Raw genomic sequence first — 25,486 nt, 5'->3', positions numbered from 1 at the left:
GTCACGGGCTGTAGCGCAGCTTGGTAGCGCACTTGACTGGGGGTCAAGGGGTCGCAGGTTCAAATCCTGTCAGCCCGACCAAAAACCGCCTCTGACCTGCGGAAACGCGGGTCAGAGGCGGTTTTGGTTTCGACGTGGATCCTCAGAATGGTCGTTTACTGGTCGTAAACGATCTCGAGGCCTACGAATCCGGCCTCGCGTCATCGCTCTCAGCGAGCCGTTCGAGGAGGTCGGAGAGGTCGGCTGAGACCGGCGGCTTTGCGATGTAGTGGTCCCGGGTGACCTGGCTGGAGGAGTGCCCGAGCTGGCGCGAGGCGAGCTCGGACGTAGCTGCCTCGGAGATCAGGTCGCGACCGTCTTGCGGAAGGTGTGGGGCGTCACCCACTCATAGCCGGTGTCCTTGCGGATCTGCCGCCACCGACGCTCGATGTTGACGACCTGGTACCAGGTGCCGTTGCGGGTTGCGAAGACGGCGTCGTTCTCGTTGGGTGTCGCGAACTCCCGGCGAGCGCGTAGCAGCTCGGTGGCGAACCGGGGGAGCACCACGGTTCGCCGGCTGGTGTCCGTTTTCGGTGTGGGCTTCCGATAGGTGCCCTTTCCGGTCTCGGTCTTGATCGTCCCCGACACCGTCAGGGTGGGTACATCGCTATCGAGGTCCAGGTCGCTCCAGCGCACAGCAAGTACCTCGCCGATGCGGCACCCGGTGGCGAGCATCAGGTCGATGATGTCGGCCATGTCGCCGGTGGCCCTGGGTCCGGGGCGGTCCGCGTTGACCCACCGGCGCACAGCTGCGCGGATCTCGACCAGGTCCTCGACCCGTAGGGCCCTGGTCTCCTGCCTGGGGCGGTGAACCCGGGTCGTCCCGCGGGCCGGGTTCGTGGGGATCGCATCGTGCCGTACCGCCAGGTCGAGCATGGCCCCGAGGACGACCTTGGCCTTGCGCTGCCGGTTCACGCTCTGATCGCGCAACCGCAGCAGGAGCCGGTCCAGCCGGCCAGTGGTGGCCTCGCGAAGCCTCAGCCCACCGACACTGGGTAGCACCAGGTTGTCCAGCACCCTTCGGTACTCGTTGATGGTGGTCTGCTCGATCCGTCCTTCAGTCTCGAGACCCGTGATCCACAGGGTGGCGAGGTCGATCAGCCGGGTCTCGGCGGTGATGAACTCACCCGCTGGGGCGGTGCGCGTGCCGAGGACGTCTCGAAGGGCTCGCTCTGCAGCGGCCTTGCTCGGACCAGTCGCGGTGACGCGACGAGTGTTGCCGTCGGTGTCACGGAACCGGGTCAGGGCCCGGAAGCTGCCGTCGCGGATCTTCTCGGTGGTGATGGTCCCCCAGGTGCCGAGGGGGAGTGGTGGCCTGGCCATGGGCTACTCGCCCTCTGCGGGCTCGAGGTGCTCGACGATCCAGGCGTCGAGGTCTGCACGGCGGTACCGCAGGCAACCGCCCATCTTCACCGCGCGTGGTCCGAACCCGGCCCGGCGGGTCCGCCATGTGTACAGCGTCGCCTTCGGGATCGCCAGGTAGGCCGCAGCCTCGTCGATGGTGAGGATCATGCTCTCGTGGCTGGTGTCGACGGTGGTACTCATCCTGTGCTCCTTCGTCGTTACGAGGACAGGTTTGCCCTCGCAACTGAAGGTGTGCGGCCCTCACCGCGCGGCCTGTGGAGAATCGACCTCTAATCGAGCTTCTGGAGCGATCGCAGGTGCATCGCCGGGCAAACGGTGTCCTTGAGCCCGACCTGCAAGACCTGGCGGGGAGCCTCTGCTGCTCCGAGACGGCGGTTGTCGGGTTGCGATCGAGCTTGCTGTGTTTTGCGCTCTTAGCCAGAGGTCGCAGGTTCAAATCCTGCCCCCGCTACCAAATCAGGCCCGGGATTCAGCGTGAATCCCGGGCCTGAAAGCATTTGAGAATTGATCCCTCCACCACAAACCCTCCACTTTGAGTCGGTTCGCGGAGCACAGGTCGGACCCTCGTCCGACTCGTTCGTAGCGCTCCCGAACAGCACCGATCGGTCCGGTCTGGACTGCGCACCTTGTGGGCATGAAGACCGAGACCAACCCGTTGAGCGTGCTCGACCCGCTCGTGACGATCACCGAGCTCGCCGAGTACCTCGGCGTGCCGGTCAAGACGATCTACGAATGGCGCCAGGCCGGCCGCGGCCCGGTTGGCATCCGCATTGGTCGTCACCTGAAGTTCCGCCTGAGCGATGTGCAGTCGTGGGTGGATGGCCAGCGCGACGTGCCGTCGCCCCGCTCCGCGAGGGAGTGAGGAGCCATGGCTAGGCCGCGCACCCCGATCGGCACCTTCGGTGAGATCGAGTTCACCAAGCTCGCGAACGGCTCGGTCCGTGCCCGGACCAGGTTCCGCGACCACGACGGGCAGCTGCGACGCATCGAGGCGAGCGGGGACACACGGACCCGCGCGGAACACCGCCTGAAGGAGCGGCTCGCCGCGCGGTCGGGGTACACGTCCGGGTTCGGCGAGCTCACACCGGACAGCTCGTTCGGTCAACTGGTCGACGTCTGGCTGGAAGATCTCGACCTCGAAGGAAAGCTGGCGGAAAGCACGCGCGCGCTCTACGAACGCAACATGCGCCAACTGGTGATGCCAGTGTTCGAGAACTACCTGCTTCGCGAGATCTCGGTGCGCAAGGTCGATCAGTTCATCAAGCGCCTCGCTTCGACCAAGAGCTACAGCACAGCGAAGCAGGCGCGAACCGTGCTCAGCCTCGCCCTCGGACTGGCAGTTCGGTACGACGCGCTCCGCGAGAACCCGGTCCGAGATACCGCCAGGCTCCACAAGCCGCCGTCGGAAACGATGGCGCTCACGCTTGAGCAAGTCGAGGGCATCCGGGCTGCCGTGCGCAGTTGGCGCCGCGCGCCGGGGACCCCAGGGCCACCGCCGGACGGCCAGCTGGAGCAGATCATCGAAGTCATGCTCGGCACCTCGGCCCGCATCGGCGAGGTGCTCGCCATCCGCAAGTGCGATGTCGATGTGACGGTCTCCCCAGCAACGGTTCGGATCTGCGGCACCATCGTGTCGCCGGCCGGTAAGCCGACGTACCGGCAGGGCCACCCCAAGACGCAGAAGTCGACCCGTGTCGTGTCGGTCCCCAGCTTCGCGGCCGAGGTGATTCGACAGCGGCTGGTCCTCGTCGGGGCCGACTCGTCGGACCACTTGCTGTTCTTCACTCGCAATGGCACGCCGCTGACGACCAACAACATCCGTCGACGGCTGCGGGCCGTACTGGCGGAGGCCGGCATCGAGGGTGTAACTCCGCACGCCTTCCGCCGCACGGTCGCGACGGTACTCGACCGGGCCAGTGGCCCTGACCTCGCGGCGGAGCTGCTCGGTCACACGTCGTCGAAGATCACGAAGGAGCACTACATCCAGCCCGACGAAGCGGTGGATCCGGTCACGGCCGAGATCCTCGAATCGCTGGCGCCGAGGCGGACCGAGGAGCCGTCATGAACGAGGATGTCGATGAGCCGACGCCACTTCCAAACCGTAATGCAATGCATTACGATAGTCGGGTATTCGAGCGCGTCGACTGGTCGCACCGAGGCGCGTACATGCAACGCAAGCACGGCATCTCGCCGGCGATCGCGAACGAAGCGCTCGAAGACCCAAACCGGGTTGTGATCGACCCCGACTACAACAGTGAGAGCGGCAGGAGCGTCAGGATCATCGGATTCTCGGTAGCCGCGGACGACGTGATCACGGTGATCGTGCTGGAGGACGACGGGATCGAGTATGGCGTCAACGGATGGACAGCGAACGCGAAAGACCGCGGGCTCTACGCCACGGGAAGCGAAGGAGGAACCGATGAGCAACGGGATTGAGGAGCTGCTCGCGGCCGAGGCCGAAGCTGCCGAGGCGGCCGAGATCGCCAGCGACCCGAACGCGCCCCTTCCGGCGCATGTGAAGGTCACCCGAGGGGCAGCTCGCTCTAAGAACCTCCAGGTCCGCTTCCGTGACGAGGAGTTCGACGAGCTCGCCGCGTACGCCGAGCAGCGAGGTCTGCCCATCTCCACCGTCGTGCGTTCGCTCGTCCTGCAGGCGATCGCCCCGGCAGAGGACCTCAAGGCCGCCCTGGACAAGCTCGAAACCGACCTTGCCGCCGTTCGTCGCAAGGCGCTCAGCGCCTGATCACAGGGCAACTGATGGCCCGGGATCTCCGGGCCGGTGGTTGATCGCGGCCTCGAAATCGGCTCGGCTCTCCGCGGCGCGCTTAGGTGGATTCAGTCTGATCGGCTTGGGCCGCAGCTCGTCGCTGGCGATCGCGATGAGGTCGGACTGGACGGGCGACGTGATGGGCATGTAGCGCTGTCGCCGTCCCTTCACTAGGCCAGGCGTGAGGTCGTCGACGCGGGCGATCGGGACGCGGATGAAATAGAGCCGTTCTCGGATGCCGTGCTCGACCGCCGCCCAGGTGCGCTGGTCGATGCGGGTGAAGAGGCGGTCGAGTTGTTGCAGCTGATGCGGGTCTGTCAGCGATTCGGGCCGGAGCTTCTGGGCGCGGCTGGCTGCCAGAGCGCCATGGCCGGCTGAATGGCTGATGCCAAGGATCCCGCCGAGATCTCGGTCTCGCGCACAAGTTTCGTGTAGGTCTCCTCGCGCACCGACCACTTCGAGGTCAAGCCGGGCTCGGCGGCAGCGGACCGGTGTGCTGCTTCGTGGGAGACGATGCGCTGGGAATCCATGACGACGCGGAGGCTGCGGGCGTCCGGCATCTCATTGAGGCTCAACAGCAGGTTGTACTGCGCCTGCAGGACGCCAGCGAAACCGGGAAGTGCGGGGCCGTTCATCGGCTCGGGCTTTGGCTGCCAGCCCTCGCGGTCGACGCGTAGTCGGGCTCGGAACTGGAGGCGTAGGCGGCACAGGTCTCGGCGGCCCGACCGAGCCAGCCTTGGTTGTGGAGCTTCTCCCAGCCGGGCACGTTCGAGTAGCGACGGTCGAGGCCCACGAGTCCTCGGACGATGTCCGCGACGTCCTTCAGCACCGTCATGCACTGCTGGTCGGTCAGGTCGCTGTATCGGACTCCGGCTGGGAAGTCGTGTTCACCGAGCACCGCAGCGCGGGCCGCCTGTCGCCATGCCTCAACGGTGGCGAACGGCTGCTCGGTGGTGAGTTCCTCTGAAAGTGCCAGTTCTGCGCTCGACGCTTCGAGTGCCTCGGCGAGTCGGAACCGAAGCTCCTCGGCTGGCCGTCGGGTGTAGACGGTGGAACCGTCGAGATCTGCGCGCGGGTTGGCAGCCCGGACGGCTTGGAGGCTCCAGGTCAGGATGCATTCGCGGTAGCGGCGGATCTGCTTGCCGAGTTCCTCGCGTTCCTCGGCGGTGGTCGTCTCGGGAACTGTGTGGGTGCCCTTGCCGCCGAGACGCTGCTGGATGCGGTGTTCGCGAAGGAGGGCGCCCATGGCGCCACGGAGGTGGCCGCTGTTCTCGCCGTACATCAGGGCAAGTCCTTCGCCCAGGCCACCTCCAGCATGTCGAGGAGCAGTTCGACCGACAGCAGGTCGATGCCGTGTTCGGCGAGTTCCTCGATCGCGGCATATGCGGCGTCGAAAAGGACGTCGCTGCTGTAGGCCGGCACGCGGGAGATGCCGGGGATGAAGTCCCCGTGCAGGTAGTCGAGTTGGAGTAGGACGCGCTCGTACTCGACCGAGGCGTCGAAGGTCAGTGCTTGATCGGCGAGCGCGGCAAGGTACGACCGCGCCTCGGCCAGCGTGACCGCGTGGGCGAGCAACATTGGCAGTTCCTCTCGTGAGTGGGTTCCTCCACCGTCTGGCCGGGAGGCGGAGTGCCGGAGATCCGGCTGAGTGCGCTGTGGACAAGTCGGTGGAAGGGGCGGGTCGAAGAGAGTCACGACGCCCGGACGAGGAGTCGGGCGCGTTCCTCGATGTGGCGTCGGGCGGCCACGTCTTCGAGCACGTAGGCGATGAAGTCGGCGTCCCGGTCTTCGATCTCGGTCTCCCTGCCGGACTCGGCAGGCTCCTCTCCGGGCCATGTGGTGAGCCGGGTAGGCCGGTCGCGGTCGAGCTTCGTGCCCGACGTTGAGACCCACTCACGCAGCCGGTTGCGGGCATCGGCGAAGTCGCGATGCCACGCCAACGGTGCCGACGGGCTGCCCTCCTGGTCATAGGCGTTCAGCCAGTGCGTGTGCAGGGCCGAGAGTTCCCAGACCAGTTCGTCGTGTCGATGCCAATACGGCGGGACAACCGTCGGCGGCAGTCCGTACGTCGCCCGCAGCCAGTTGACCCAGGCGTTGAGATCGAGCCACTCCGCCTCGGCCTCGTCGGCGGTCAGCAGGTTCCAGTTGATCGGGCGCGGTGGCTCGTCCTCCGGGCCGGCAGCCCCGGGAGGGACGGGGCTGCCGCTCGGGTGGTCGCCACCGAGGACGTAGTCGTCAGGCTCCATCAACGCGAGCTGGTCCTGCTCGATGTCGGTGGTCATCGTGGGGCCCTCAGAGACCGACGACCTTGGCCGGCTCCTTGGCCACCGGGAGGTCGGCGGTCGGCGGGTCGAGCTGCCGCGACGGCGTCCGGTCGACCTCGTACCTGGTGCGGGCCAGGTCGTGCCCGATGCGGCGGGCGACGAACTCCTCGCGGGCCTCGGCCTGGCCGTTCCGGTCGACCTCGTACTCGCTGTTGTAGCCCGACGCGACGAAGTTGTCACCGACCTTGAACTTCGCGTAGGCGCGCTCGGCCGTCTTGCGGTACGCGACCATGTCGTGGAACGTCGACTCCAGCTTCTCGTAGCTGCCGTCGCTCTCCTGGCGGTAGTGCTCGACGCCGACCCGGGCGTAGAAGCGGGCGACACCGTTGCCCGTGAAGTTGAGCTGCGGGGCGGTGGCGATGAATCCGTGCAGGCTCATTTGGATGGGAATCGTCATGCTGACTCCTGATGTCGCGCGGCGCCTCGGGTGGCGACCGCTCTCAGGAGTCAGGTGTCGCGCACGTGCCGGGTGGCGACCCAGCCGCCGTGAGGCGACATCGCCGAACCCACAAACACACGCCCTCGCCGCGAATACCCTGAGCTCGCCGGCCCGGCAAAGCGGATGAGGGAGGTGTCGCCGTGGATGCAGTCAAGGTCTCGAACTACGGAGTGGGCGACGACCTCTTCGAAACGCTGCTCAAGGTGATGGCGACCGCGTCAAGACGGTTGTGGATCAAGGTTGCCTGGTGGGATGCGTCGCCGAAGGGGCGACAGTTGGCAGAAGCTGCGATTACTGCGCAACGACGAGGTGTGGACGTTCGAGTCTTGTGCCGTCCAGAGTCGTCGAACGATGCGGTGCTGCGCCAACTCCGCCAGTCGGGAATCGCCATCGTCGGCGTCCGCTATATCCACGAGAAGGAGTTGCTTGCGGACGACGTTGCCGTCTCGCACTCGATGAACTTCACCGACAGGGAAATCGAGCGCAATCAGAACTCGGGCTTCGTGTTCTCTGCACCAGAGGTCGTTGCCGCGACCGAGGCAGGTTTCCTGGCCCTCATCGAGAATCGGGCCGCGGCCAGCGTGGGTGACGAGGAGTGGACCCCGAGTTCGAAGCTCATCCCGACGGACCTCCAGAAGTACCTCACTCGCTTCGACCGGTTGAACCCCCTTCAGTCGAAGGCCGTGCCCGCCGTCCTCTCGACCTCCGGGCACGTGATGGTTGTTGCTCCCACCAGCTCGGGAAAGACCCTGATAGGTGAGATCGCTGCTCTTCGCTCGATTGTCACCGAGCGCAAGCCCGCTGTCTGGCTCCTTCCGGCCAGGGCCCTTGCAGCCGAGGTGAGCGAAACGGCGAGGCGTTGGAACGAGCACGGCATCCGCTCGGTTGAACTGACTGGCGAGACGAACATGTCGAGCGACACCGTGCGGAACGCCCAGCTCTGGGTCGCGACCACTGAGAAATTCGAGGCCCTCTACCGCAGGTCCTCCCTGCGCGAGTTCATCGCGACTGTGGGCTGCCTAATCATCGACGAGGTTCATCTCGTTGGAGACCCCACCCGAGGTGCCACACTCGAAACGCTAATTGCCCGTCTTCGCGCGGTGGAAGGCCGGACGCGGATTGTCGCGTTGTCGGCCACGGTCTCGAACGCGGATGAGCTCGCAGGCTGGTTCAACGCCCAACTCGTGCGATCGGCATGGCGACCGACGATCCTGACGACACAGCTCATTCCCTATGACGCGCCGCCACCCGGATCGAAGCGCGAGGAGTACGAGGCAGCCAAGGACGCAGCACTCGACCCGCTTCTCCGCGAACTTAGAGCGCCGACAGCCGACGAGTCGAGAGTCGTTGAAGGAAGCGCCATCACAGGCGCCGGAAGCGTATTGGTGTTCTGTGGCAGCAAGAACGGGGTTCGGAGGACAGCCGCGATGGCGGCTCGAGTTGCTTTCCGAAACGTTGAGGACGACGACTTGGTGCAGAGCACGTTCTCGGCCGGAGTCGGAATGCACTTTCGCGACGCCCCTCGCGCACAGCGCGCTCTGGACGCCTTCAAGGAGCGCAGTATCCAGACCCTGGTCGCGACGTCTGGCCTGTCTACGGGCGTCAACACGCCTGCCCGATCGGTCGTAATCAGGGATCTTGAACTGGGGCTCTCCCCACTCGAAGTCAGCCAAGCGCAGCAGATGTTTGGTCGTGCGGGACGTGCGGGCCAGGAGCCCGAGGGATTCGGGTTCATGCTGGTGCCTCGGGAAGACGAGGCTGAGTGGCGCATGAAGCTCGCCGCAGGCTACACAGCACGAAGCCAGGTCCTGGATCACCTCGGAGACGCTCTCCTCGCGGAGATCCTTCTCGGCTCAATCGTTGACCGTGATGGGGCCGCTTCGTGGTTTCAGGAGACCTTTGCCTACGCCCAATCCGGCGAGGAGATCGATGTCGACGACGCCGTTGACTTCCTGGTGCTTCGTGGTTTCGTCACCGAGTCGGAAGACGGCTTGGCGGTCACCGAGATCGGGGCGCTCACGTGTCGGTTGATGATCGACGTCGAGTCCGCTGGCGGCTTGCTGAGAGCACTTGCCGAAGTCCCGGTGCCTTCGACTGCGGACGAGGCGGAGGAACTCGTACTCCAGATCCTGGCCACAGAGGTACTCGCGCTTCGCGAGTGGCCGGTGAACCCAAAGGTGTACGAGGAGGTGGTTTCCGGGATTCTCTTCGGATGGACGCCTCGCGTCACTTCGCGGATGGGCGAGGCGTTCGGCTCGCGGTTCTGCATGGCTGCCGCACACCTGGCGTTGCGCGATCCCAGACGACTTCACAGCAAGCCGCCGGCGGGGATTTCGATCGCCGAGTTCAGGCGAGCGATCGAGGAGATGCCGCGATATCTCGCCTGGGTTGCGGCGTTGGGCTACGTCGATCAGGCAACCTGGGCGCCAGCAGTAGCTGGCGAACTCGCTCGGCGTCTGTCGTGGTGGCACTTGGCGCCCCATCCCGAACGTGGCTCAGGTCGCTTGCTGTGGATGCTCGAACGATTCTTGGAGCCGGAGAACCGAAAGGCTCGGATGGCAGACCTGTGGTCACGGGCGAAGAAGGCTGGATTCTCATCGCCGGACGGCATCAATTCGCCCCCACGCAACGTGGACATCTCGGCCGAGGCGTTCAGTGACCTGCTCATGGGTCGCGCCGACCTCCAGCTTTCGCCGCTGGTGCACTTGGAACTTTCGCTAGAGACGCGATCGAGAGCTTCAAGGGTCACGGCGATGAGCAATGCGGGATCTCGGCGCGCGATCACAAGTTCTCGACCGGCTCAAGGACGCATGGACCTTTCAGTGCCGCCATCCAAGGCAGCGAATGAGATCGCCGCGGACGTTTTCCTGTATACGAGGGACGGGGACTTCGGCTACCAGAATCTGACTGCCGACCTCCCCGCCGACCTTGGCCGGCAGAAGGTTGACGCTCTCGACGATGCACGGAGCCTTCTCGATGCCCTGCCTGATCTGACCGCCGTGGCCACTGGTCCGCGCGGACTTAGGCGCGTCTTGATGAGCGAGCGCAAGAAGCAGCTCAACACGATCCTGCCGCTCTTTTCGCCAGACCCGGCGCTCCGCCCGGTTGCCCTTGCTCTTGCGGAGTACGAGGCAGAGCCGGACCTGGCGGCGATCAACCTGCGGACCAACCTGCGTCGATTGCTCCAGGCCACAGGTGACGGCTCGCCACGCCCGGCGGCCACCGTCCTGCGTTCGGGAAGAGCCTCAGCGTCAGAGTTCGAGCTCACGCTAGCGGCGCTCGCCGGATCGCTGCAGATGGAAACAGGCATCGCGTCAGCTGAAGGAAGGCTCCTCGCACTGATTCGGCTGTCTGGGGACTGGTGCCTCGCGATGCCGTCCGACTCACGCAATGTGAGGATCGACCCCGTTTTTCCGACCTCGTTGCCGCCCGTCGTGAGTTCGCTCCAACCGCGCCCGGCGCAAGATGCGACGCCGGCGCGACCACTTTGCTCGTGGGTGGAGGAGTTCGTGCTGCGCTGACGCAGTGTCATCGACGCCGCAGCGCGGTTTCCACTGATGCCCTGTCCGTCCTGAGTTGCTCGGCGTCCTTGCGCGCCGGCCAGGGCCGCAGGTCCGTGACGAGCGGCGGAGCGCTGCGCAGCAGGACGAGCGCCGTTCCGAACGGCAGGGTCCGGATCGTCTCCGGCGGCATCACCGGAACCCGGCGCATCGACCGCTGGAGCGATCTGGAGCCGTAGTCGCCCACAGAGATCGTGTCGGTGCGTTCGTCGCGTTCGCCGATCAGGGCGGACAAGTCTTGGAGGTCACGCGCCGAGGATGTGCCGCCGAGGATAACCTTGACGATGGAGGCGTCCCAGATCGCGCCGGCCGCGTGGTCGCCCCACTTATCGCGCGCCTGCGACAGCGACTGAAGGACTGGCATCGTCGTGATCCCGGTTCCACCACCCTCGGCCATGAGCACCGGCAACGACGGCAGTGGTGAGAGATTGCCGATCTCGTCCAGCGCCAGCAGGAGGGGCGGGTCGAGTCGTGCGCCGGGAGACGCAGCGGCCAAGTGACGGGCGGTCTCGACGAGGTCTTCGATGAACGCCGCGACCAGCGACCACGACGCCCCGGCTCCGGCGCCGGTGGCCAGCAGATAGAGCGTGCCGTTGTACGTGAGGAAGTCAACGGGGTCGAACTGCTCGCCCGGCTTAGGCGAGACGGCGTCCAGCACGCGTGGATCGGCGAGGCACGAGAGGGCAAGAGACACCCCCATCCAGATCGAGTCTCGCGTTCGTGGATCAGAGTGGATCATCGACTCCAGCGAGTCCGCCCAGCCGGGCGCAGCATTCAGGTTGCTCGACAGGATGGCAACGGCATCGCGCGCGACGGCGAGAGCGTCCATCCAAACAGCTCGCGCGGTGACCGGTTGTCGAGAGCCGCCGCATGCAGCAGAGCTTGAAGTGCGGTGCGGGTCTTGCCTTCCCAGAAGCCGCCGGACTCGACACCCCCGGTCGACAGCCCTGTGGCGGAGGCAAGGCCCGTTGCGCGGATCATCGCGGTCAGCGGGTCCTCGCATCCGCGAACGGGCGACCAGCGAAGGCCGGCGGGGAGCCCGTCGGCGAGACGTTGCGGATCGAAGACAGCGACTGGTCCGCGGGCCTGTCGTGCGGTGAGCGTCGCGGCGATGTTGTCGGGCCGGGTCGCGGTGGTGATCACTGCACCGGGCGCGTCGAGGATCGCGTTGATGACGACGTGCAGGCCCTTGCCTGAGCGGGGTGGGCCGAGCAGCAGGATCGAGTCCTCGACCGAGGCCCACACGCCTTGGCCGTGTGAGCGGCCCAGCAGGTAGCCGACGTCGGCCGGCGATGGGTGATCCATCGACGGGCGGAGCGTCCTGCCGCGTGACAGGAGTGCTCGTTGTGAGGCGACGGCTCGTACGTCGCGGCCTGTTGCCACTCCCGCGAGCCGACGCGGGTCATGCGACCTCTTGTGCGTCATCGATCCGATCCGCCGCCAGATCACGAATCCGAGTGCGACGACCGCGACGACCAACAGACCCAGCACCAACCAGTAAGCCCACGGAGACAGCCCCGCGCTACCCAGTGCAGATGCAGGGTCGCCGGGACGACTGAGCACCCGGAATCCTGACTCCCAGCCGCCGGATGGCTGCCGCGCGCCGATCAGCCATGCTGCGGCCGACCCGGCGAGCCGCAGGATCGCGGCGACCAGGCCGACAACCGCGATGGCGATGAGTCCCAGGTTGACCAGATCGTCGTCCACTCCTTGCCCGCGGGGATTCACGCGCCACCTCCACTGAGCGCGATCGCACCCGAGGTCCGACCCACCAGGACTACGTCCGGGTGAGCAGCCAGCACGGCGGGCGGCAGTCGCAGCTGTGCGCTGCCATCGTCCCCAGCCACTTGCCGCGCGACGACGACGCAGACTTCGACCTCTTCGCCGGCCGTGAACCCGTCGCCAGAGATCCCGAACGCAGAGGCCAGCACTTTGCGGGCGGTCGGAACTTGATCAGCATCGCGCTGCTTCGGGGTGATGATGTCGGTGAACGTGGAGCCGTCTGCTTCGCGCACCTCGACTCGAATCGGCGTGCCAAGGTCGGCTGCAATGTCCGTCAGAGTCCTTCGAAGGTCCTCGCGTCGAAGCGCTCCGTCTGCTGAGTACGGCTCTCGATCGAGCGTGACGGTCAGAAGTCCGTCGTCGTTCACGACGACCTCGACCAGCGGCATCACGACCGGCACCCGCAGGGTCGAGCGATCGTCGCGGCGATACGGCGCCGCCGGGTTGAGCATGCTCATTGTCCGACCGGTTCCACTTGGCGCTGGGCGGCCGTCGGCACAGGCGCGGTGGCACGGGTCGCGGCAAGCGCCTCCCGGTCGAGTCCGGGCGGGTTGCCGTCCCCGACTTGCGGGGTGTCGAGCTGGTCGAGGATGGTCACTGCCGTGCCGCGGACGCGTTCGGCTGTCGACTGGACGATCTCCACTGGTGTCTTGCCCAGAACGCTGCTGGCCCAGGAGGCGACGTACGGGATCGTGTAGTCGTCGGTCGCGAGACCATGCGCCGCGCCCACCATGAGGGCGACGGACTCGGCCTCGACCTCCGCGATGCCGCGGTGCATCGCGGCATCAGCGTTGTCGGGCCCGTGCAGCATGACGTGGCCGAGTTCGTGGGCGAGCGTCTTGACCTGGGCGGCGTCGTCCATGTCCATGCGCACTGACACCTCGCGGGTCATGTAATCCGTCAGCCCGTTGGCTCCGCCGATCGACCGCGCGCTCGAAACGAGTCGCAGCTCGAAGCCGTGTGCGGTGATCTGGTCTGCCAGCCCATCCCACAGGCCCGCGGGCGCCTCGCCTTGGAGCAGGGTGGGGTGCGGCGCTTCCGGGACGGCCTCGCCGTCGGTCTGGGAGATATCCCAGACGTACGCCGGCTTCAGGCCGATCAGCTTCGACCGGACCGCCTCGCCGAAGCCGGGCTTCTCACCACGACCAAGCCGGTGCCACGAGTCCGGGTCAGACGGATTCGACGACGCGAACCGTGCCGTGACCGGCGCCAAGATCGCGTACCCGGACTGGCCCTTCATCACGGCGCGATTGAGGCCCATCCACTGCCGGAAGCCAGCCACGTACGTCGGGGTCGGGTGCGGCACCCGCCCCTGCTGGAACGCGGCGTAGTGCTGGACATAGATCAACATCGTGTTGTTGAACGACCGCGACCGGAACTTCGCAGCGAACTCCAACGCGCGCTTCCAGTCATCGCCGGTGACCAGTGCACCGACCGACTCCGTCAGCTTCTGATGCAGCGCTTCGAGCTTCTCCTCGCGGGCCGCGAGATCACGGGTCTGGACTCTCATCCTGTGCCTCCTGTCTCGGAAGGCAGGTGTGCGGCCGAAGCCGAACGATTCGCGTTCATGTGTCGGAGAGGCCCAGTAGGTTTACGGCCATGGCGCAATTCCCCAGGACTCGTGAGCAGCACATCGCCGTGTTCGGCGAAAGCGGTTCAGGCAAGACCGTGTTGCTTTCGTCGTTCTTTGGACCGGCTCTCGAAGGCACCTATTCGAACGAACTCTGGGACCTGGTCGCCGACGACACAGGGCAGGGCAACCGCCTCTACCAGAACTACCTCGGTATGCGAGACCGAGCGACGGCCCCTGCGCCGACGCGCTTCGCCTCGACGACCTACAACTTCTCGGTGAAGCTCAAGGGCGGGCTCAACGACGCATCGAAGAAGCAGCCGTTTGACGTCATCCGACTCGCATGGCACGACTACCCAGGCGAGTGGTTCGAGGAATCGCCGAGCAGCGAAGAAGAGGATGCACGGCGCGTCGGCACCTTCCAGTCTCTGCTCCGATCCGATGTCGCGTTGCTTCTGGTCGACGGACAGAAGTTGCTCGATTACCCCGGCGAGGAGGAGCGCTATCTCAAGTCTCTGCTGACCAACTTCCGGCAGGGCATCCTGCGTCTGAAGGACGACCTCCTGACGGAAGGGACGCCACTCGTCGAGTTCCCTCGAATCTGGATCCTTGCCTTGTCCAAGGCGGACCTGTTCCCGGACTGGACGGTTGACACGTTTCGCGACGTCGTGATCCGTAGCGCAGCCGACCACGTCGAGGCGCTTCGGGCGACGTTGAAGGAACTCGTCGAGACACCTGAGGCCTTCTCGATGGGCGAGGACTTCATGCTCTTGTCTTCCGCGAAGTTCGAACTGTCGTCGGGCATGGATGCTCCGACGGAGATCGATGTCACGAAGCGGCTGGGCGTGGATCTGATCCTGCCGATCGCCTCGCTCTTGCCCCTGGAGCGTCGAGTTCAGTGGAGTGAACGGATGGACGTCCCCATCCGGGTACTCGACAGCCTGGCGGATGGTGCGGAGATGATCGCTGCTGTGCTCAACGGCGAGCGGTTGGCGATGTTCCAGCGGGTCGTCTCCCGCATGGGGAAGTACGGCAAAAGCGTTGCTGCCGCGTTGCCCGCACTTCGCAAGGCGGTCGAATTGGCCGGGCCTCAGCTCAGAGATCTGAACGAGCAAGCGCGAGCAAAGCACGACTATCTGCGCGCGACGCTCACCCAGTTCAAGCTCGATCTCGAACAGGGGAAGGAGCACAGGTTGCTCCGGACCCCCAAGTGACCAGCGAGGGCCTTCGTGCCAGTCTCATCTGGGCTACACGAGGGCGTGCCTGGGGCTTCCGCTTCCTCCTGGACGGCGGTCAGTCGGACCCGCTGACGACGTATGAACGAGCGTTTGCACAACTGCCCGATGACCCGACGGCGTACGAGCGCACCGACGACGGCGTCGCACTGCGATTTCCCGATCCGCTCTCACGAAGGGACGCGTCCGGGCGCCCGATCCCTCACGACTTTGTGGTCACCGGCGAGCTCGCCGACTCGATTCACTCAGTGGACGACGGCATCGCAACGGTCTGGCCGCTCGTGGCTCAGACCTACGCCAAGATCTGGGATCGTGACGCTCCACCGTCAGCGGACGACGTTGGCACGCTCCTCTGACCTCATACGGACATGCGACCCGTCGTATCGAACAGTTGAAGCTCGGCCGGGTGCAGCTGATGCTGGACAACGAACGACCTGTGCTTGATCCGCCACAACCCCTGGCCAGTGCCCAGCGTCGGCAACAGCGACTGCTCCGTGCCTGTGAGTCCGAGGGCAGCGGCGGTTGTGCCGAGCTGGTCGGACTCCTGCCGATAGACGACGCGGGTTTCGGCGTTCGCGAGCAGGGATGACGCAAGGGCCCGCATTGCCGAGCCCTGATCGCCGACGTTGTCCAGGTCGGACAGTTTGTGGAAGATCAGCATGTTCGCGATCCCGTAGTGCCGCGCAAGGCGCCAGTGCGCGTCCATGCGTCGCAGCAGTGCGGGATGCGACATGAGTCGCCACGCCTCGTCGTAGACGACCCATCGTTGACCGCCGCTCGGATCCAACAGGGCGGACTCCATCCAGGCCGAGGCGCAGGTCATCAGCACCGAGATGAGAGTCGCGTTCTCGGTGACACGCGACAGGTCGAGCGAGACCATCGGCAGCGTCGGGTCGAACCGAACGGTGGACGGCCCGTCGAACAGGCCCGCCAGATCACCCGCCACGAGGCGCCGCAACGCGTGCCCCGCCAGACGGCCGTCCTCGGCGAGCCGGCCATCGGTGTCGTTCGCCGGGTCGGGGGCGAGGAGCCGGTCGACGACCATAGGCAGGACAGGGACTTCGCACGAGCGGACCGCATCAGCGAGCGCGACGTCGACCGCGGTGTGCTCCAAGGGGGTGAGGCGCCGGTCGAGCACCGTCTCCGCGAGGGCGCCGACCAGTTCTCGGCGGCGAGCGGTCACTTGTGCCGCCCACTGGAGGTCGTCGAGCCCGGCGGGTCGGTGGCCTTCATCGAGTGGATTGAGCCTGTTGGCCATTCCGTGTCCGAGCGCGATTGCTTTGCCGCCGACTGCTTCAGCGACCGCGGTGTGCTCGCCCTTCGGGTCGCCGGGGACGTAGACGCGGCGGCCGAACGGAATCGAGCGTGTGTAGAGGCTCTTGGCCAAGGCTGACTTGCCGGAGCCGACAATCCCGGCGAGAACGACGTTCGGCGCGGTGATCAGGCCACGGGCGTACAGCACCCAAGGGTCGTAGACGAAGGAGCTGCCCGAGTAGAGGTCCTGGCCGACGAACACACCTTCACTGCCGAGGCCGCCTTCAGCGAGGAACGGATAGGCGCCCGCGAGTGTGGCGGAGGTGTCCTGATGGCGTGGGAGTCGAAGTCGGCCCGGGGTTCGTAGCGCCGCCGGTCCGGGCTCGCCCGCACTGGGAAGCACAGTGGTCGCGCGACGCTCCGCCGCCAGTTCATCGGCTTTCGCCTTGGCTGCCGCCTTCCGGACGTCGCGGTCTTCAGCGAGTAGTGCGCTCGCCGCGGCACGACGAGTACGACGGTCCCGTCGGCGCTCGCGCCGTGGGGAGACGAGGACCGCGCTGTGCAGCCGACCGTCCTTCCAGCCGCTCACAACTGGAGTCCGTTGGAAGCGGAACGGTGGGCTGCTTCAGCGAACCCTGGGAAGTCGCGGTGGGTGTAGGTAATACGCGACTCCGCGTTGTGGGCGCTGGCGATCGAGTCCGATACCTGATGGAGGATCTCGCCGGCCCGGTGGAGCTCCCACGACACCTGGTACGTCGCCGCGCGTCCGGCCCGAGAGTCGCCCGCGACCCAGACGCCCTTCTTGGCTGCGTCGTCGTGGAACGTTGCTAGCTGATGGAGCGACTGACTGAGGGATGCCACCGCCGACGTGAGCGACCCAAGCACGGAGTAGATCTGGCGCGGGTCATCGATGGAGCGGGTCGCGTGGGCGAGCGCGCGAAGCGCTGTTTGGACTTCGTCAGCATCAGCCGCCGGGTTTTCGAACGTGGGCATCGGAGACTCCTTCTCGATCTGGTCGAGAAGAAGGTGTGCCTGCTTGTCCTGTCAGAACGCGCGAATCTACCGGTGATCGAGCAACTCATGTAAGCGCGCGCCCGCGGAGGGAAGCATCGACGGGCCGTTGGCTGGCGGTTGCGGCGTCGTTGCGTCAGCCGTGAGCCCGTGCCCTCGGCAGACCTTCGCCTCCGAGACGTGCTCTACTCCGGCGTCCTGCGGCGGGCTTCAATTGGTTCGCTTGGTCGGGAGGTGCGGACCGATGTAGCCGACGTACACCTTGCCACTTCGTGTGACGTCGTCGTAGTAGTGAAGTCTCGGGCTGATGAGACCGGACTGTGCGATCTTGAAGTGCGCCATCATGGCGATCCGGCCGGCGGGCTCAACAGCTTCGGGGACCGGGAAGAAGCGAGCTTCGGAGAACTTCGCGTTTTTCTGGACGTCTTCGGATTCGTTGGTTGCGTGCTTGTTTGCTGAGTAGCCGCGACAGCCGTCGGGCAGGTTGAGTAGGTATCCGTGGACGTCGCGATCGCAGCGGCCGACGACGGAGGCTTGGGCGTAGTCCGACAGCGCTTGAAGCACTGCCCAGGTCTTGGTAGCCCATAGCCCGAGGGGGTCGTGTACGTCGAGGCGGACCGAAATCGCCTCGTCGCCAGTGAACTCGATGCCGGGGAGATCAGGGACGTTCGCCAGCAGGTCGACGAACGATCCGGGTGGCTCAGTGTCGAGCTTCTCCTCGCCTGCGGCATAGACCGCAGCGGCCTGCTCGGTTTGGAGGAGCAGAGTGCGCAGCCGTCGGAGTTCTTCCTCGGCGCTCGTCAGGTTCGCGAATGTCGCCGCGTGTTCGAGCTGTTCGTCCTCCAGGCGGCGGCCGACGTTGCGCTTGTCCTGCGCAAGCTGACTGGTTTCGAGGCGGAGGTCCTCGATGCGGCCGGCGACTTCGGCCTGTTTGCGTTCGGCCTGGAGCCCGAGACGGGCGATCTCGCCGAGCTTGGCCCAGTCTTGCGGCGTGGGGTCGGAAATGCCGAGAACGGCGTGCATGACCGCGGCGGCAGCGAGGTAGGCCTCGTCAGTGCGGGACAGGGTCGCCTCGGCCGCCGGTTCTTCCACCCTCTCCGGCTGGGCCGGCGCATCGTCCTCAAAGGCGTCGGTGACGGTGGCGGTAACGTCGCTCGCTGCTGGTTCGGCGGGACTGGATGGTTCGGGATCTACCGCTCTGGCGCGGCCGAGGAGTGCGTCGTCGGCGGTCGCCGCGATTTCGTCGAGCACGGCTTGAAGCCCGGCCGGAAGGTCGGCCTCGAGGGCGTTCTCCTTGGCTCTGCGTCCGAGAATGGCGGCGAGCCACTGGCTTCGGTCGTTGACGATCCTGGTGGTGGACAGAATGCGGTGGCGCCGGGCGTCGAGCTCGCTGTCCGTGTCCACGCCGGGCAGATACGTTCGCAGGGTCCCGGCGGCGACCGCGTGGGTCGGGCCGAGATCGGCCTCGAGGAGCCGGGTGGCGTCGGCGTCGAGAACATACGCGGATGCCAGGCCCGCGGTCTGACGTAGCAGCTTCGCGACGTACCTGGTCCACGCCTTGAGGGGCAGGGAGTCCGAGCTGCCAGCGACGAAGAGTAGCCCGCGCCGCTGAGGGTCCCGAACAGCCGCAGCAAGAGCGCCGACCTCGTCCGCCCGGACGATGATGGGCTGGTCGGACAGTTGAGCGAGCGAATCCCGGACGTCGAGCGTGCCAAGGAGGCCGCGGGCAAGGCGCGGTACACCGGTTGCGATGGATTGGGACTCGTCGGTCGCGGGGCTGTGGATGTCGAGCAGCACCGAGGCTGCGTCGCTGTTGTCGGCTGGAATGTGGACCGTTAGTTCGCTGGTCCAGGATCCTTCCGGCTTTCGCTCGACGACTTGCGCACGCAGCGAGTGCGACCCGTCATCACGGCTGATCGTGATGATCGCTGCGTCGACGTCGGTGGCGATCTGCGCAGCGGCGCCGGCTCCGATGGCGTCCGGGTCGTAGCCCTTGCTCGATAGCCAGGTTCGGAATTCACCCAGGGTGTCGCCGACCACGGTGGTTCGATCTGCGACTTCGAAGTGTGCGCGGTATCCGAGCATGGTCCTAGTCGTCCTCGTTGCTGGCCTGAAGCTGGAGGACAAGGGTGAGCTCGGCGAGCGACAGCTCGTCCATGGCCGCTGCACTCGGCTCGTCGGCAGTAGCGAAAAGGCGCTCGGTGATGGTGAGGAAGGAGGTCAGTGCCGCTTCTACGTCCGCGAGCCAGGGATCGTGGGACACCGCGGTCAGCGCACTGACAGCTGCTGCACCGATCGGGTTCGCAGCGCTTGGCGCGCGGGGAACGGTCAGGAAGATCGCTTGAGTTTCACGAGCCCACGAAGCGCCGACTCCGGCCGATTCGACTAGGGAGACGACCGGTTCGAACGCGGTCGAGAATTCGGCGCCCTCAATGCGGATGGCCAGGGTCCGCGCGCTCTCGTCGTCAATGCGTTCGGCTTCCACGGGCGTGTCCGCGGCTTCGGCGACCACTCGGGCTTGTGTCTCGACGAAGGTCAGGATCGCCTCACCCGGATCGGGTGTGCGGAGTTTGTCCATCAGGTCCTCGACAAGCACGAGCAGGCTCGGGTCTTTCCCTGCCCACCATGCGCGGATCCGGGCTGTCGGATCGGTCGAGTGGCCCCCGCGTGCCGGGGTGTGCTGCACGATCCACTGCGTCACCGCGTCCCGACGCTGCGAGGAGAGAACCGCCTGGTAGTAGTCGGCGAGCCGCCGCGCGACCGCGGAGTCCGTGCTCGGGAGCAGAAAGCTCCGGCCATTCGACCAAGTGTCGTACGCCGCGTAGTCGCCGACGGCCAGGAGATCCACGCCCAGCGTGCCATTGGCGATCTCCTTCGCAGGGGCCACGTTTTGAGGGTCGATCGCACGCAATTCCGCGAGAAAAACACCCCGGACGATCGCCGCGTCCTGACCTGATGGAATGGCTTGCTGCGGCGTCTCGTTGAGGAGCAGGCCCAGCGCGCCTGCTGATGCCGATTGCTTCGCGGGCGTCTTGCCGGGGCGCCAGTCGCCTCGCCACGAGGGTTTTCCGGCGACGTCGAAGGTGACTGTCGCTCGGTATTCCTGCAGGTGGTCGGGGCCTCGTCGTTCGAAGTCAAAGTCGAACGTGACCTTGGCGCGCGAGCAATACTCCTGCAGTTGGGTTGTCGGATCCGCTGGTGGCGTGAAGCTCCTGACCCATCGAGAGACAACGGCTGGCTGGCGCTCGGCCAGCAGGTCACCGTTCGCGCGCCAGGAGGCTGCCGCGATCGCTTGCGCTACGTCCTCGCGCAACTCATTGCCGAGTTCATTTAGACCGCGCGAGCGGAGCACGCCGGCCGCAATCGGCATCGCGTCGAACAGCTCGACTACCGACTGCCCTGTGACGTTCGGCGACGTGGTCCGGCCAACCGGGATCTCGAATGAGGCATTGAGCAGTTGGAGAGCGTGTTGGTGCCGTACGAGATGGGTGAGGATCTCGGATCCCTCGGTTGCGAGAGTTCCGTAGTCGCGTTGGTGGGCTGCGCTGACCAGCGCACGGTTCTCGTACGCCCAGGAGCGGTGGGTGAGTGCCTGTGCTAGGAGGCCAGCGTCGGTGACCTCGAACGCATGCTGAGCCCACGTGACGGCTTGGCTGTGCGCCGGCAGCCGTGCCTGATAGGCACGCGGCCGAGGCGGAGAAATTCTGGCTGCGGGTTTCGGTAGCGCGTGCGGGAGGTGGCGGGTCACGTACTCGCGTAGCGCCGCCTTTCGTGCGGCTTTCGCTGAGCCTGCGGACGCGCTTGCTGAGCGGCCGGAGGCGCGGACCGTGACGGTGAACGTCTTGTCGTGGTCGGGGCCTTCATCGCGCCGGTCGAACTCAGGCTGCACCTTGAGTTGGGTGACGAGCACGTTGAGCCAGTCCGGCTCCGGGGCCGGTGCCTGGTAGTTGACGGCCTCGAGGAGCAGGTCGGCGGGACGTTGCGAGGCCGAGACGAGCGAGAGCGCACCGAGGAGTTGCGTCGCAACGATCTCCCTTGAGGTTGTCGGACGCCCTGAAGCTTGGACGCTCGCCTCGCCCTTTCCGTACAGGCCAGCGCCGGCGTTAGCGGCCCAGGACGCGAGGGCGGACCGGGCGTGCTGGTCGGCGGCAAGTACCTTGCTGACCGCGTCATTTGAGTCGAATTCGCCGAGTTGCGCGCGGGCGCGATCAAGCATGGCGAGCCGCATCCAACCTCGTCCCAGCATCGCGAGGACTTCGAGGACGCCCGGGCTGAGCGGAGTGCTGGGTACGGACTCGTAGAGGTAGCTCGTGTGGAGGTTCGCCCAGCGGAGCCATCTGATGGCCTCGTCGTCGAGGTCGAGCCCGAGATCGCGGAGCGCCGTGACGAAAACCGGGTTGAGCGGGGGCAGCCACGGTGAGTCAGGGGCCTGGGGGTAGGCGGTGGCCCAGCCGGTGGCCACGATTCGGTCGCGTACCGCGGCCGGCCGTTGGGTGTCGGCATGGACTCGCGATGTCGCCGGTGGTTTCGGGCCGCCCGTGGGGACCCGCTCAGGCACAGAGGCGGTCGCCGGTTCTTGAAGCCGATTTCGCAGCCACGCCCGAAGCTCCGGAGCTCGGCCCGTGCGAATCGACCGCTCCGCCACGAGGCATTCGCGCGCCCGTGCGGAGCGGCCGGCGAGCCCCTCGCGCACTCGAATGCGGGCGAGTTGGCGTACCACCTGGTCGGCCGGGATATCGGCGCCTTCCACGCGGACGCTCCGGGACTTTGACTGCTGGCGAAGTCGGAGGGCCATCCTGTGAAGCGGCTCGGGCTGAGGCGGTTCGGGAAGGGCTACGACTCCGACCCAGCGGGCGCCGAAGCTGTAGGCCGTCATGGCAAGCGAGGATAGTGAAGAGGTCCGACAGATACTGGTGAAAAGGTCAGACTTGGCGGCACAGCGGCAGCGCGGCGGCGGAGAACGCCTGGGCCTGCTGACCCCACAACCGTCGGGTCTCGCACGACGCCTGGATCGCCGCCTGCTCGATGTCGGCGACGGCACGCTCCAAGTCGTCCGGGTCTTGGGCACTGACCGCGATCAAGCCAGTAGTCCGGAGGATGCCGTGCCCGGCGGTGAGATCGGCCTCCTGCTGGAGGACGTCGTTGAACTCCGCTGACTGCTGGGCGTCCTCGATCTGGCCGATCCGCTGGCGTTGGGCGGCGTCGGAGATGTACTCGGTCTTCTTTTTGCGGATGTCGCGTGCGGCTTGGTCGGTACGCATCGGCGTGTAGAGCAACGTGAAGGTTCGTCGTACCCCGGACGACAGGAGCACGGGTGCCAGGAATCCGGGGTACACCAGCGAGCGGGGCCATTCGCTGATCCAGAGGACACAGTGGTGAGCGGAGTCGCTGCGCACGTTTGACCAGCTCTCGGTGACCGCGACCGGTCCGGCCGTGGCCAGATCGCGGCCGAGGTCTCCGTGGCGTTCCAGGGCGCCGGCGACGACCGGGTCGTACGCCGAGCGCAGGATCAGCGCCAGGTCGCCCGGTTCCAACCAGCCGGAGGGGGCGAGGTCAGCGGCCCGGAGTGCTGCGGTCATTGTGGACATCTCCTGGCGGAGCACCGCGGCGGCTCCGCGGTTGCCGCCGCCGGCCGCCCTGATCGCGCGGCTTGCGACCTTCATATCGAGCGAGATTGAGACGGTGCTCGCATGCCGCTCACCCGCCGGGCCGCGCGGTCGATGAGTTCGGCGTACGTCGTGGATGTCCACGAGTCGTTCTGGCGGCCGTGCTGGGACCACCACTCGGCGAGCCCCTTGCCGGAATCCGGCAGCGTCCGCTCCATCACCTGGAGGGAGGCGATGCGCCCGGACCGGCAGGTGGTCGCCAGCACGCGACCCCAACTCGTGACACGCCGCTGCTGCTCGACCGGGTCGAGCAGGATGAATGCCGGATGCGTGACGCCGACGATTGCCGTGAGCGTCGCCTGATGCGGGTCATGCACCATGACGGCCCCTGTCTCGGAGTCGACCCACTGACGCAACCGTGCAGCGTCTCCAGGAAGGGAGAGCGTTCCAGCAGGGCGCGGCGTCGCGAGGCGGCGCTGGAACAGCACCTGGCCGCCGAGCGAGCGCCGTAGCCATCGGCTGACTACTGGCAGCCATTCCACGAGCTTGCGCCCGCCGACGCCCACCCATGCGAGCGCTGCGCAGAGGATCAGGACCGGGACGACGTAGACAAAGGAAGCGCCGCCGCCGAAGTACAGCGCGAAGACCAAGGTGACCGCGCCGGCACCAACCACGATCAGTTGAGGTCCTGACAGACCGAGCAGGACGCCGCGCCGCGTCAGCCGGGAGAACTTCACCGGTGCGAGCTCGTAGTCGCGCACGGCCGCTGGCTGGGTCATCGGTCAGCCTTTCCGTTGGTCCGGGAGGTCGGGATCGAGTCGGCCACGTGGGGTGGCATGGGGGCACCGGCTGCTGGAGGCGCCTGGTTTTCCGCGTCGGTCTGTTGTGAGGCCGTCGCGCCGACAGAGCGGCCCATACCGACTCCTGCTGTCGCCGCCTCCTTCGCCACGATCAATCCGGCGGCTACACCGCCAGCAGCCGCGCCGCCGGCTGCAGCGGTTCCGCCCCCTGAAGCTGCTCCGGCCGATCTGCCGCCCGCGGAAGCGGAACCTGATGCGGAAGCTGGCGGGGTCAGCGATCCGCTACCCGGCGCAGTCCCGCCGCTGGTGCTTCCGCCGTCGAGGATCTTGCTTGGCTCGGCGCTGGGGCGCCGGCTCATCGGGATGGGCAACGGCCGGTTGAGAGCGGCCTTCGCCTCTTGCTCGGCGGACATCGCGTGGTACATGTCGAAGCCCATGAAGCTGATCGCCTTGTAGGTCAGGTACGGCGCGAAGCCTGCGATGAGCATCAATACGACGCCAGCGATCGGGTCGCTGACGGACTGGAGATCCCCGTCGATGGGAGCTGAGACCTGCGCTGTGGCGAGCAGGAAGATCACGACCAGGACGACCTTGGACACGATCAGCGCGATCACGAACGACGCCCACTTGCTCACCCACGCGCGGGTGTGGTCCCAGCTGGACCCCGCGAGTGCGATGGGCGCGAAGACGATCGCGAGCAGGAGGAGCGCCTTGCGGATCAGGAGGCTGATCCAGACGATCACGGCGGCACCGATGGCGAGGCTTGCAACAAAGATGGTGACGATCGCGCCAGCGCCGGGCGCCGCGATGTTGAGCGTGAGAAGGCCACCGGCGAGGAGCGCGATCCGATCGCCCATCTGTTCCATGTTGGTTCCGGCGGCATGGACGATGCCGATGCAGAGCTGGTCGGTGACCTCCAGCGCGGTCGCAAGGAGCGTGAGGGCGACGAACGATCCGAGGATTGATTTCGCGAGGCCCAGTGCCGCGCGGGACAGGGCAGCGGGCTCGCGTCTGATCATTCCTCCGATGACCTGGAGCATGAAGAAGCCGAGCATCACGAACACGGCGACGCCGAAGAGGATGTTGTAGACCTTCGTGTACTGGCTGCCCGTGACATCGACCATCGTGGTCGAGTCGAAGATGTTCCACACGGCTTCAAACATCCAGCCCGCAGCGTGCCCCATGCTCTGTGCGAGCCAGTCGAATGGCGCCGACACCAGTGTGCCAGCGGCGTCTCCCGCGACATCGCAGACTCCGGAGATGACGGGCACGTCGCATACGTCGACCATCGGCTTGTCCTCTCGCTTATGGCGGGGTCAGACCGCCTGGCCGACGTTCCAGAAGAAGTTGACGAGGGCGACCGAGGCGCCGGTGATGATCGCTGCGCCGAGGCCGACGAGGACGCCGAACTTGCCTCGCCCAGCGAGGTGCGGGTTCGACGAGTTCGCGCCGAGTGCCCACACGGCTGCGGACACGATCAGTGCGAGTACCGCGAGGATCAGACCGACGGTCATGGACGCGCCGACGATGGAGCGGAGCTGGCCGATGCCGGGCAGCCCGTTCGAGTTCGGGTTGATGTCGATGTCCAGCGGCAGCAGCGCCGGGATCTTGGTGCCGATCGGGATCACGGTTTCTCCTGAGTGAGCTTCGAGTTGTCTTGTCGCTCAGGTGTTCGATCCGCTCCGAGGCCCGATATACCGCTGTCCGCGCCTCAATGTCGGGCCGAGGCCATAC

The 25,486-nt window shown here is 66.3% G+C and carries 24 protein-coding genes, 1 tRNA gene and 1 pseudogene; 8 read left to right on the top strand and 18 right to left on the bottom strand.

The window, feature by feature from the left end:
• Nucleotides 1-4: 4 nt before the first annotated feature.
• Nucleotides 5-81: transfer RNA gene (locus AC2W7G_RS00425), tRNA-Pro, on the top strand.
• Between the two features lie 261 nt (nt 82-342).
• On the opposite strand, the gene AC2W7G_RS00420 is transcribed toward AC2W7G_RS00425, so the two are convergent.
• Both AC2W7G_RS00420 and AC2W7G_RS00415 read right to left on the bottom strand, forming a co-directional pair.
• A complete protein-coding gene (locus tag AC2W7G_RS00420; protein WP_485866680.1) occupies nt 343-1,362 on the bottom strand; it encodes a tyrosine-type recombinase/integrase in 1,020 nt (339 codons plus the stop codon).
• A 3-nt stretch (nt 1,363-1,365) separates the two neighbouring features.
• Nucleotides 1,366-1,584 carry a helix-turn-helix transcriptional regulator gene (locus AC2W7G_RS00415; RefSeq protein WP_485866679.1) on the bottom strand — a complete coding sequence of 73 codons (219 nt, stop codon included), beginning with the start codon at nt 1,582-1,584 and terminating at the stop codon, nt 1,366-1,368.
• 454 nt (nt 1,585-2,038) lie between these two features.
• Here AC2W7G_RS00415 and AC2W7G_RS00410 point away from each other — a divergent pair, with 454 nt between their 5' ends.
• From AC2W7G_RS00410 to AC2W7G_RS00395, 4 genes are read left to right on the top strand one after another with little or no spacing between them, the layout of a single operon-like run.
• Nucleotides 2,039-2,266 carry a helix-turn-helix transcriptional regulator gene (locus AC2W7G_RS00410; RefSeq protein WP_485866678.1) on the top strand — a complete coding sequence of 76 codons (228 nt, stop codon included), beginning with the start codon at nt 2,039-2,041 and terminating at the stop codon, nt 2,264-2,266.
• 6 nt (nt 2,267-2,272) lie between these two features.
• Nucleotides 2,273-3,469: a tyrosine-type recombinase/integrase gene (locus AC2W7G_RS00405; RefSeq protein WP_485866677.1), complete on the top strand. Its 1,197-nt coding sequence runs from the start codon at nt 2,273-2,275 to the stop codon at nt 3,467-3,469.
• Complete coding sequence (locus tag AC2W7G_RS00400; RefSeq protein WP_485866676.1) at nt 3,466-3,840, top strand: BrnT family toxin; 375 nt, start codon at nt 3,466-3,468, stop codon at nt 3,838-3,840. Before AC2W7G_RS00405 ends, AC2W7G_RS00400 begins: the two co-directional genes overlap by 4 nt.
• Nucleotides 3,824-4,147, top strand: coding sequence for a hypothetical protein (locus AC2W7G_RS00395; protein WP_485866675.1), 324 nt, complete (start codon nt 3,824-3,826; stop codon nt 4,145-4,147). Before AC2W7G_RS00400 ends, AC2W7G_RS00395 begins: the two co-directional genes overlap by 17 nt.
• Here AC2W7G_RS00395 and AC2W7G_RS00390 read toward each other — a convergent pair whose 3' ends face one another.
• The 5 genes from AC2W7G_RS00390 to AC2W7G_RS00370 form a co-directional block, all read right to left on the bottom strand.
• Nucleotides 4,148-4,627 (bottom strand): hypothetical protein, encoded by a 480-nt coding sequence (locus AC2W7G_RS00390; RefSeq protein ID WP_485866674.1) that lies wholly within the window; start codon nt 4,625-4,627, stop codon nt 4,148-4,150.
• Between the two features lie 175 nt (nt 4,628-4,802).
• Complete coding sequence (locus AC2W7G_RS00385) at nt 4,803-5,453, bottom strand: hypothetical protein (protein ID WP_485866673.1); 651 nt, start codon at nt 5,451-5,453, stop codon at nt 4,803-4,805.
• Nucleotides 5,453-5,749: a hypothetical protein gene (locus tag AC2W7G_RS00380; RefSeq protein ID WP_485866672.1), complete on the bottom strand. Its 297-nt coding sequence runs from the start codon at nt 5,747-5,749 to the stop codon at nt 5,453-5,455. The genes AC2W7G_RS00385 and AC2W7G_RS00380 overlap by 1 nt, the downstream gene beginning before the upstream one ends.
• A 113-nt stretch (nt 5,750-5,862) precedes the next feature.
• Nucleotides 5,863-6,453 (bottom strand): hypothetical protein, encoded by a 591-nt coding sequence (locus tag AC2W7G_RS00375; RefSeq protein ID WP_485866671.1) that lies wholly within the window; start codon nt 6,451-6,453, stop codon nt 5,863-5,865.
• Nucleotides 6,454-6,463: 10 nt separating this feature from the next.
• Nucleotides 6,464-6,892, bottom strand: coding sequence for a single-stranded DNA-binding protein (locus AC2W7G_RS00370; RefSeq protein WP_485866670.1), 429 nt, complete (start codon nt 6,890-6,892; stop codon nt 6,464-6,466).
• Nucleotides 6,893-7,074: 182 nt separating this feature from the next.
• Here AC2W7G_RS00370 and AC2W7G_RS00365 point away from each other — a divergent pair, with 182 nt between their 5' ends.
• Nucleotides 7,075-10,455 (top strand): DEAD/DEAH box helicase, encoded by a 3,381-nt coding sequence (locus AC2W7G_RS00365; RefSeq protein WP_485866669.1) that lies wholly within the window; start codon nt 7,075-7,077, stop codon nt 10,453-10,455.
• A gap of 7 nt (nt 10,456-10,462) precedes the next feature.
• Here AC2W7G_RS00365 and AC2W7G_RS00360 read toward each other — a convergent pair whose 3' ends face one another.
• Genes AC2W7G_RS00360 through AC2W7G_RS00345 form a run of 4 tightly spaced genes read right to left on the bottom strand, consistent with a single transcriptional unit; the run spans nt 10,463 to nt 13,786 of the window.
• Nucleotides 10,463-11,323 carry a type IV secretory system conjugative DNA transfer family protein gene (locus AC2W7G_RS00360; RefSeq protein WP_485866668.1) on the bottom strand — a complete coding sequence of 287 codons (861 nt, stop codon included), beginning with the start codon at nt 11,321-11,323 and terminating at the stop codon, nt 10,463-10,465.
• Nucleotides 11,269-12,201, bottom strand: coding sequence for a type IV secretory system conjugative DNA transfer family protein (locus tag AC2W7G_RS00355; RefSeq protein ID WP_485866667.1), 933 nt, complete (start codon nt 12,199-12,201; stop codon nt 11,269-11,271). Before AC2W7G_RS00355 ends, AC2W7G_RS00360 begins: the two co-directional genes overlap by 55 nt.
• A gap of 17 nt (nt 12,202-12,218) precedes the next feature.
• On the bottom strand, nt 12,219-12,728 hold the full coding sequence (locus tag AC2W7G_RS00350) for a hypothetical protein (RefSeq protein WP_485866666.1): 510 nt from the start codon (nt 12,726-12,728) through the stop codon (nt 12,219-12,221).
• 2 nt (nt 12,729-12,730) lie between these two features.
• Nucleotides 12,731-13,786 carry a serine/arginine repetitive matrix protein 2 gene (locus tag AC2W7G_RS00345; RefSeq protein ID WP_485866665.1) on the bottom strand — a complete coding sequence of 352 codons (1,056 nt, stop codon included), beginning with the start codon at nt 13,784-13,786 and terminating at the stop codon, nt 12,731-12,733.
• 89 nt (nt 13,787-13,875) lie between these two features.
• Between AC2W7G_RS00345 and AC2W7G_RS00340 the strand changes: the two genes are divergently transcribed.
• Entirely contained in the window at nt 13,876-15,060 is a 1,185-nt protein-coding gene (locus AC2W7G_RS00340; RefSeq protein WP_485866664.1) for a TRAFAC clade GTPase domain-containing protein, read from the top strand.
• The gene (locus tag AC2W7G_RS00335; RefSeq protein WP_485866663.1) at nt 15,057-15,437 is read left to right on the top strand and encodes a hypothetical protein; all 381 of its coding nucleotides are present in this window, start codon (nt 15,057-15,059) and stop codon (nt 15,435-15,437) included. The genes AC2W7G_RS00340 and AC2W7G_RS00335 overlap by 4 nt, the downstream gene beginning before the upstream one ends.
• A gap of 2 nt (nt 15,438-15,439) precedes the next feature.
• On the opposite strand, the gene AC2W7G_RS00330 is transcribed toward AC2W7G_RS00335, so the two are convergent.
• From AC2W7G_RS00330 to AC2W7G_RS00300, 7 genes and pseudogenes are all read right to left on the bottom strand, one after another.
• Nucleotides 15,440-16,924, bottom strand: coding sequence for an ATP-binding protein (locus AC2W7G_RS00330; RefSeq protein ID WP_485866662.1), 1,485 nt, complete (start codon nt 16,922-16,924; stop codon nt 15,440-15,442).
• Nucleotides 16,921-17,328 carry a hypothetical protein gene (locus AC2W7G_RS00325; protein WP_485866661.1) on the bottom strand — a complete coding sequence of 136 codons (408 nt, stop codon included), beginning with the start codon at nt 17,326-17,328 and terminating at the stop codon, nt 16,921-16,923. The genes AC2W7G_RS00330 and AC2W7G_RS00325 overlap by 4 nt, the downstream gene beginning before the upstream one ends.
• A 228-nt stretch (nt 17,329-17,556) precedes the next feature.
• Entirely contained in the window at nt 17,557-19,431 is a 1,875-nt protein-coding gene (locus tag AC2W7G_RS00320; RefSeq protein ID WP_485866660.1) for a hypothetical protein, read from the bottom strand.
• Nucleotides 19,432-19,435: 4 nt separating this feature from the next.
• Nucleotides 19,436-21,808, bottom strand: coding sequence for a hypothetical protein (locus AC2W7G_RS00315; RefSeq protein WP_485866659.1), 2,373 nt, complete (start codon nt 21,806-21,808; stop codon nt 19,436-19,438).
• 460 nt (nt 21,809-22,268) lie between these two features.
• A pseudogene (locus AC2W7G_RS00310) lies at nt 22,269-23,731 on the bottom strand (SCO6880 family protein).
• A complete protein-coding gene (locus AC2W7G_RS00305) occupies nt 23,728-25,041 on the bottom strand; it encodes a conjugal transfer protein TrbL (protein ID WP_485866658.1) in 1,314 nt (437 codons plus the stop codon). Before AC2W7G_RS00305 ends, AC2W7G_RS00310 begins: the two are co-directional and overlap by 4 nt.
• A 27-nt stretch (nt 25,042-25,068) precedes the next feature.
• Nucleotides 25,069-25,380 (bottom strand): DUF6112 family protein, encoded by a 312-nt coding sequence (locus AC2W7G_RS00300; RefSeq protein ID WP_485866657.1) that lies wholly within the window; start codon nt 25,378-25,380, stop codon nt 25,069-25,071.
• Nucleotides 25,381-25,486 lie beyond the last annotated feature (106 nt).

It is taken from the genome of Aeromicrobium sp. PFPM2_SD2, from assembly GCF_057364525.1.
Note: the sequence above shows the minus strand (reverse complement) of the source record. Positions and strands in the feature narration are given on the sequence as shown.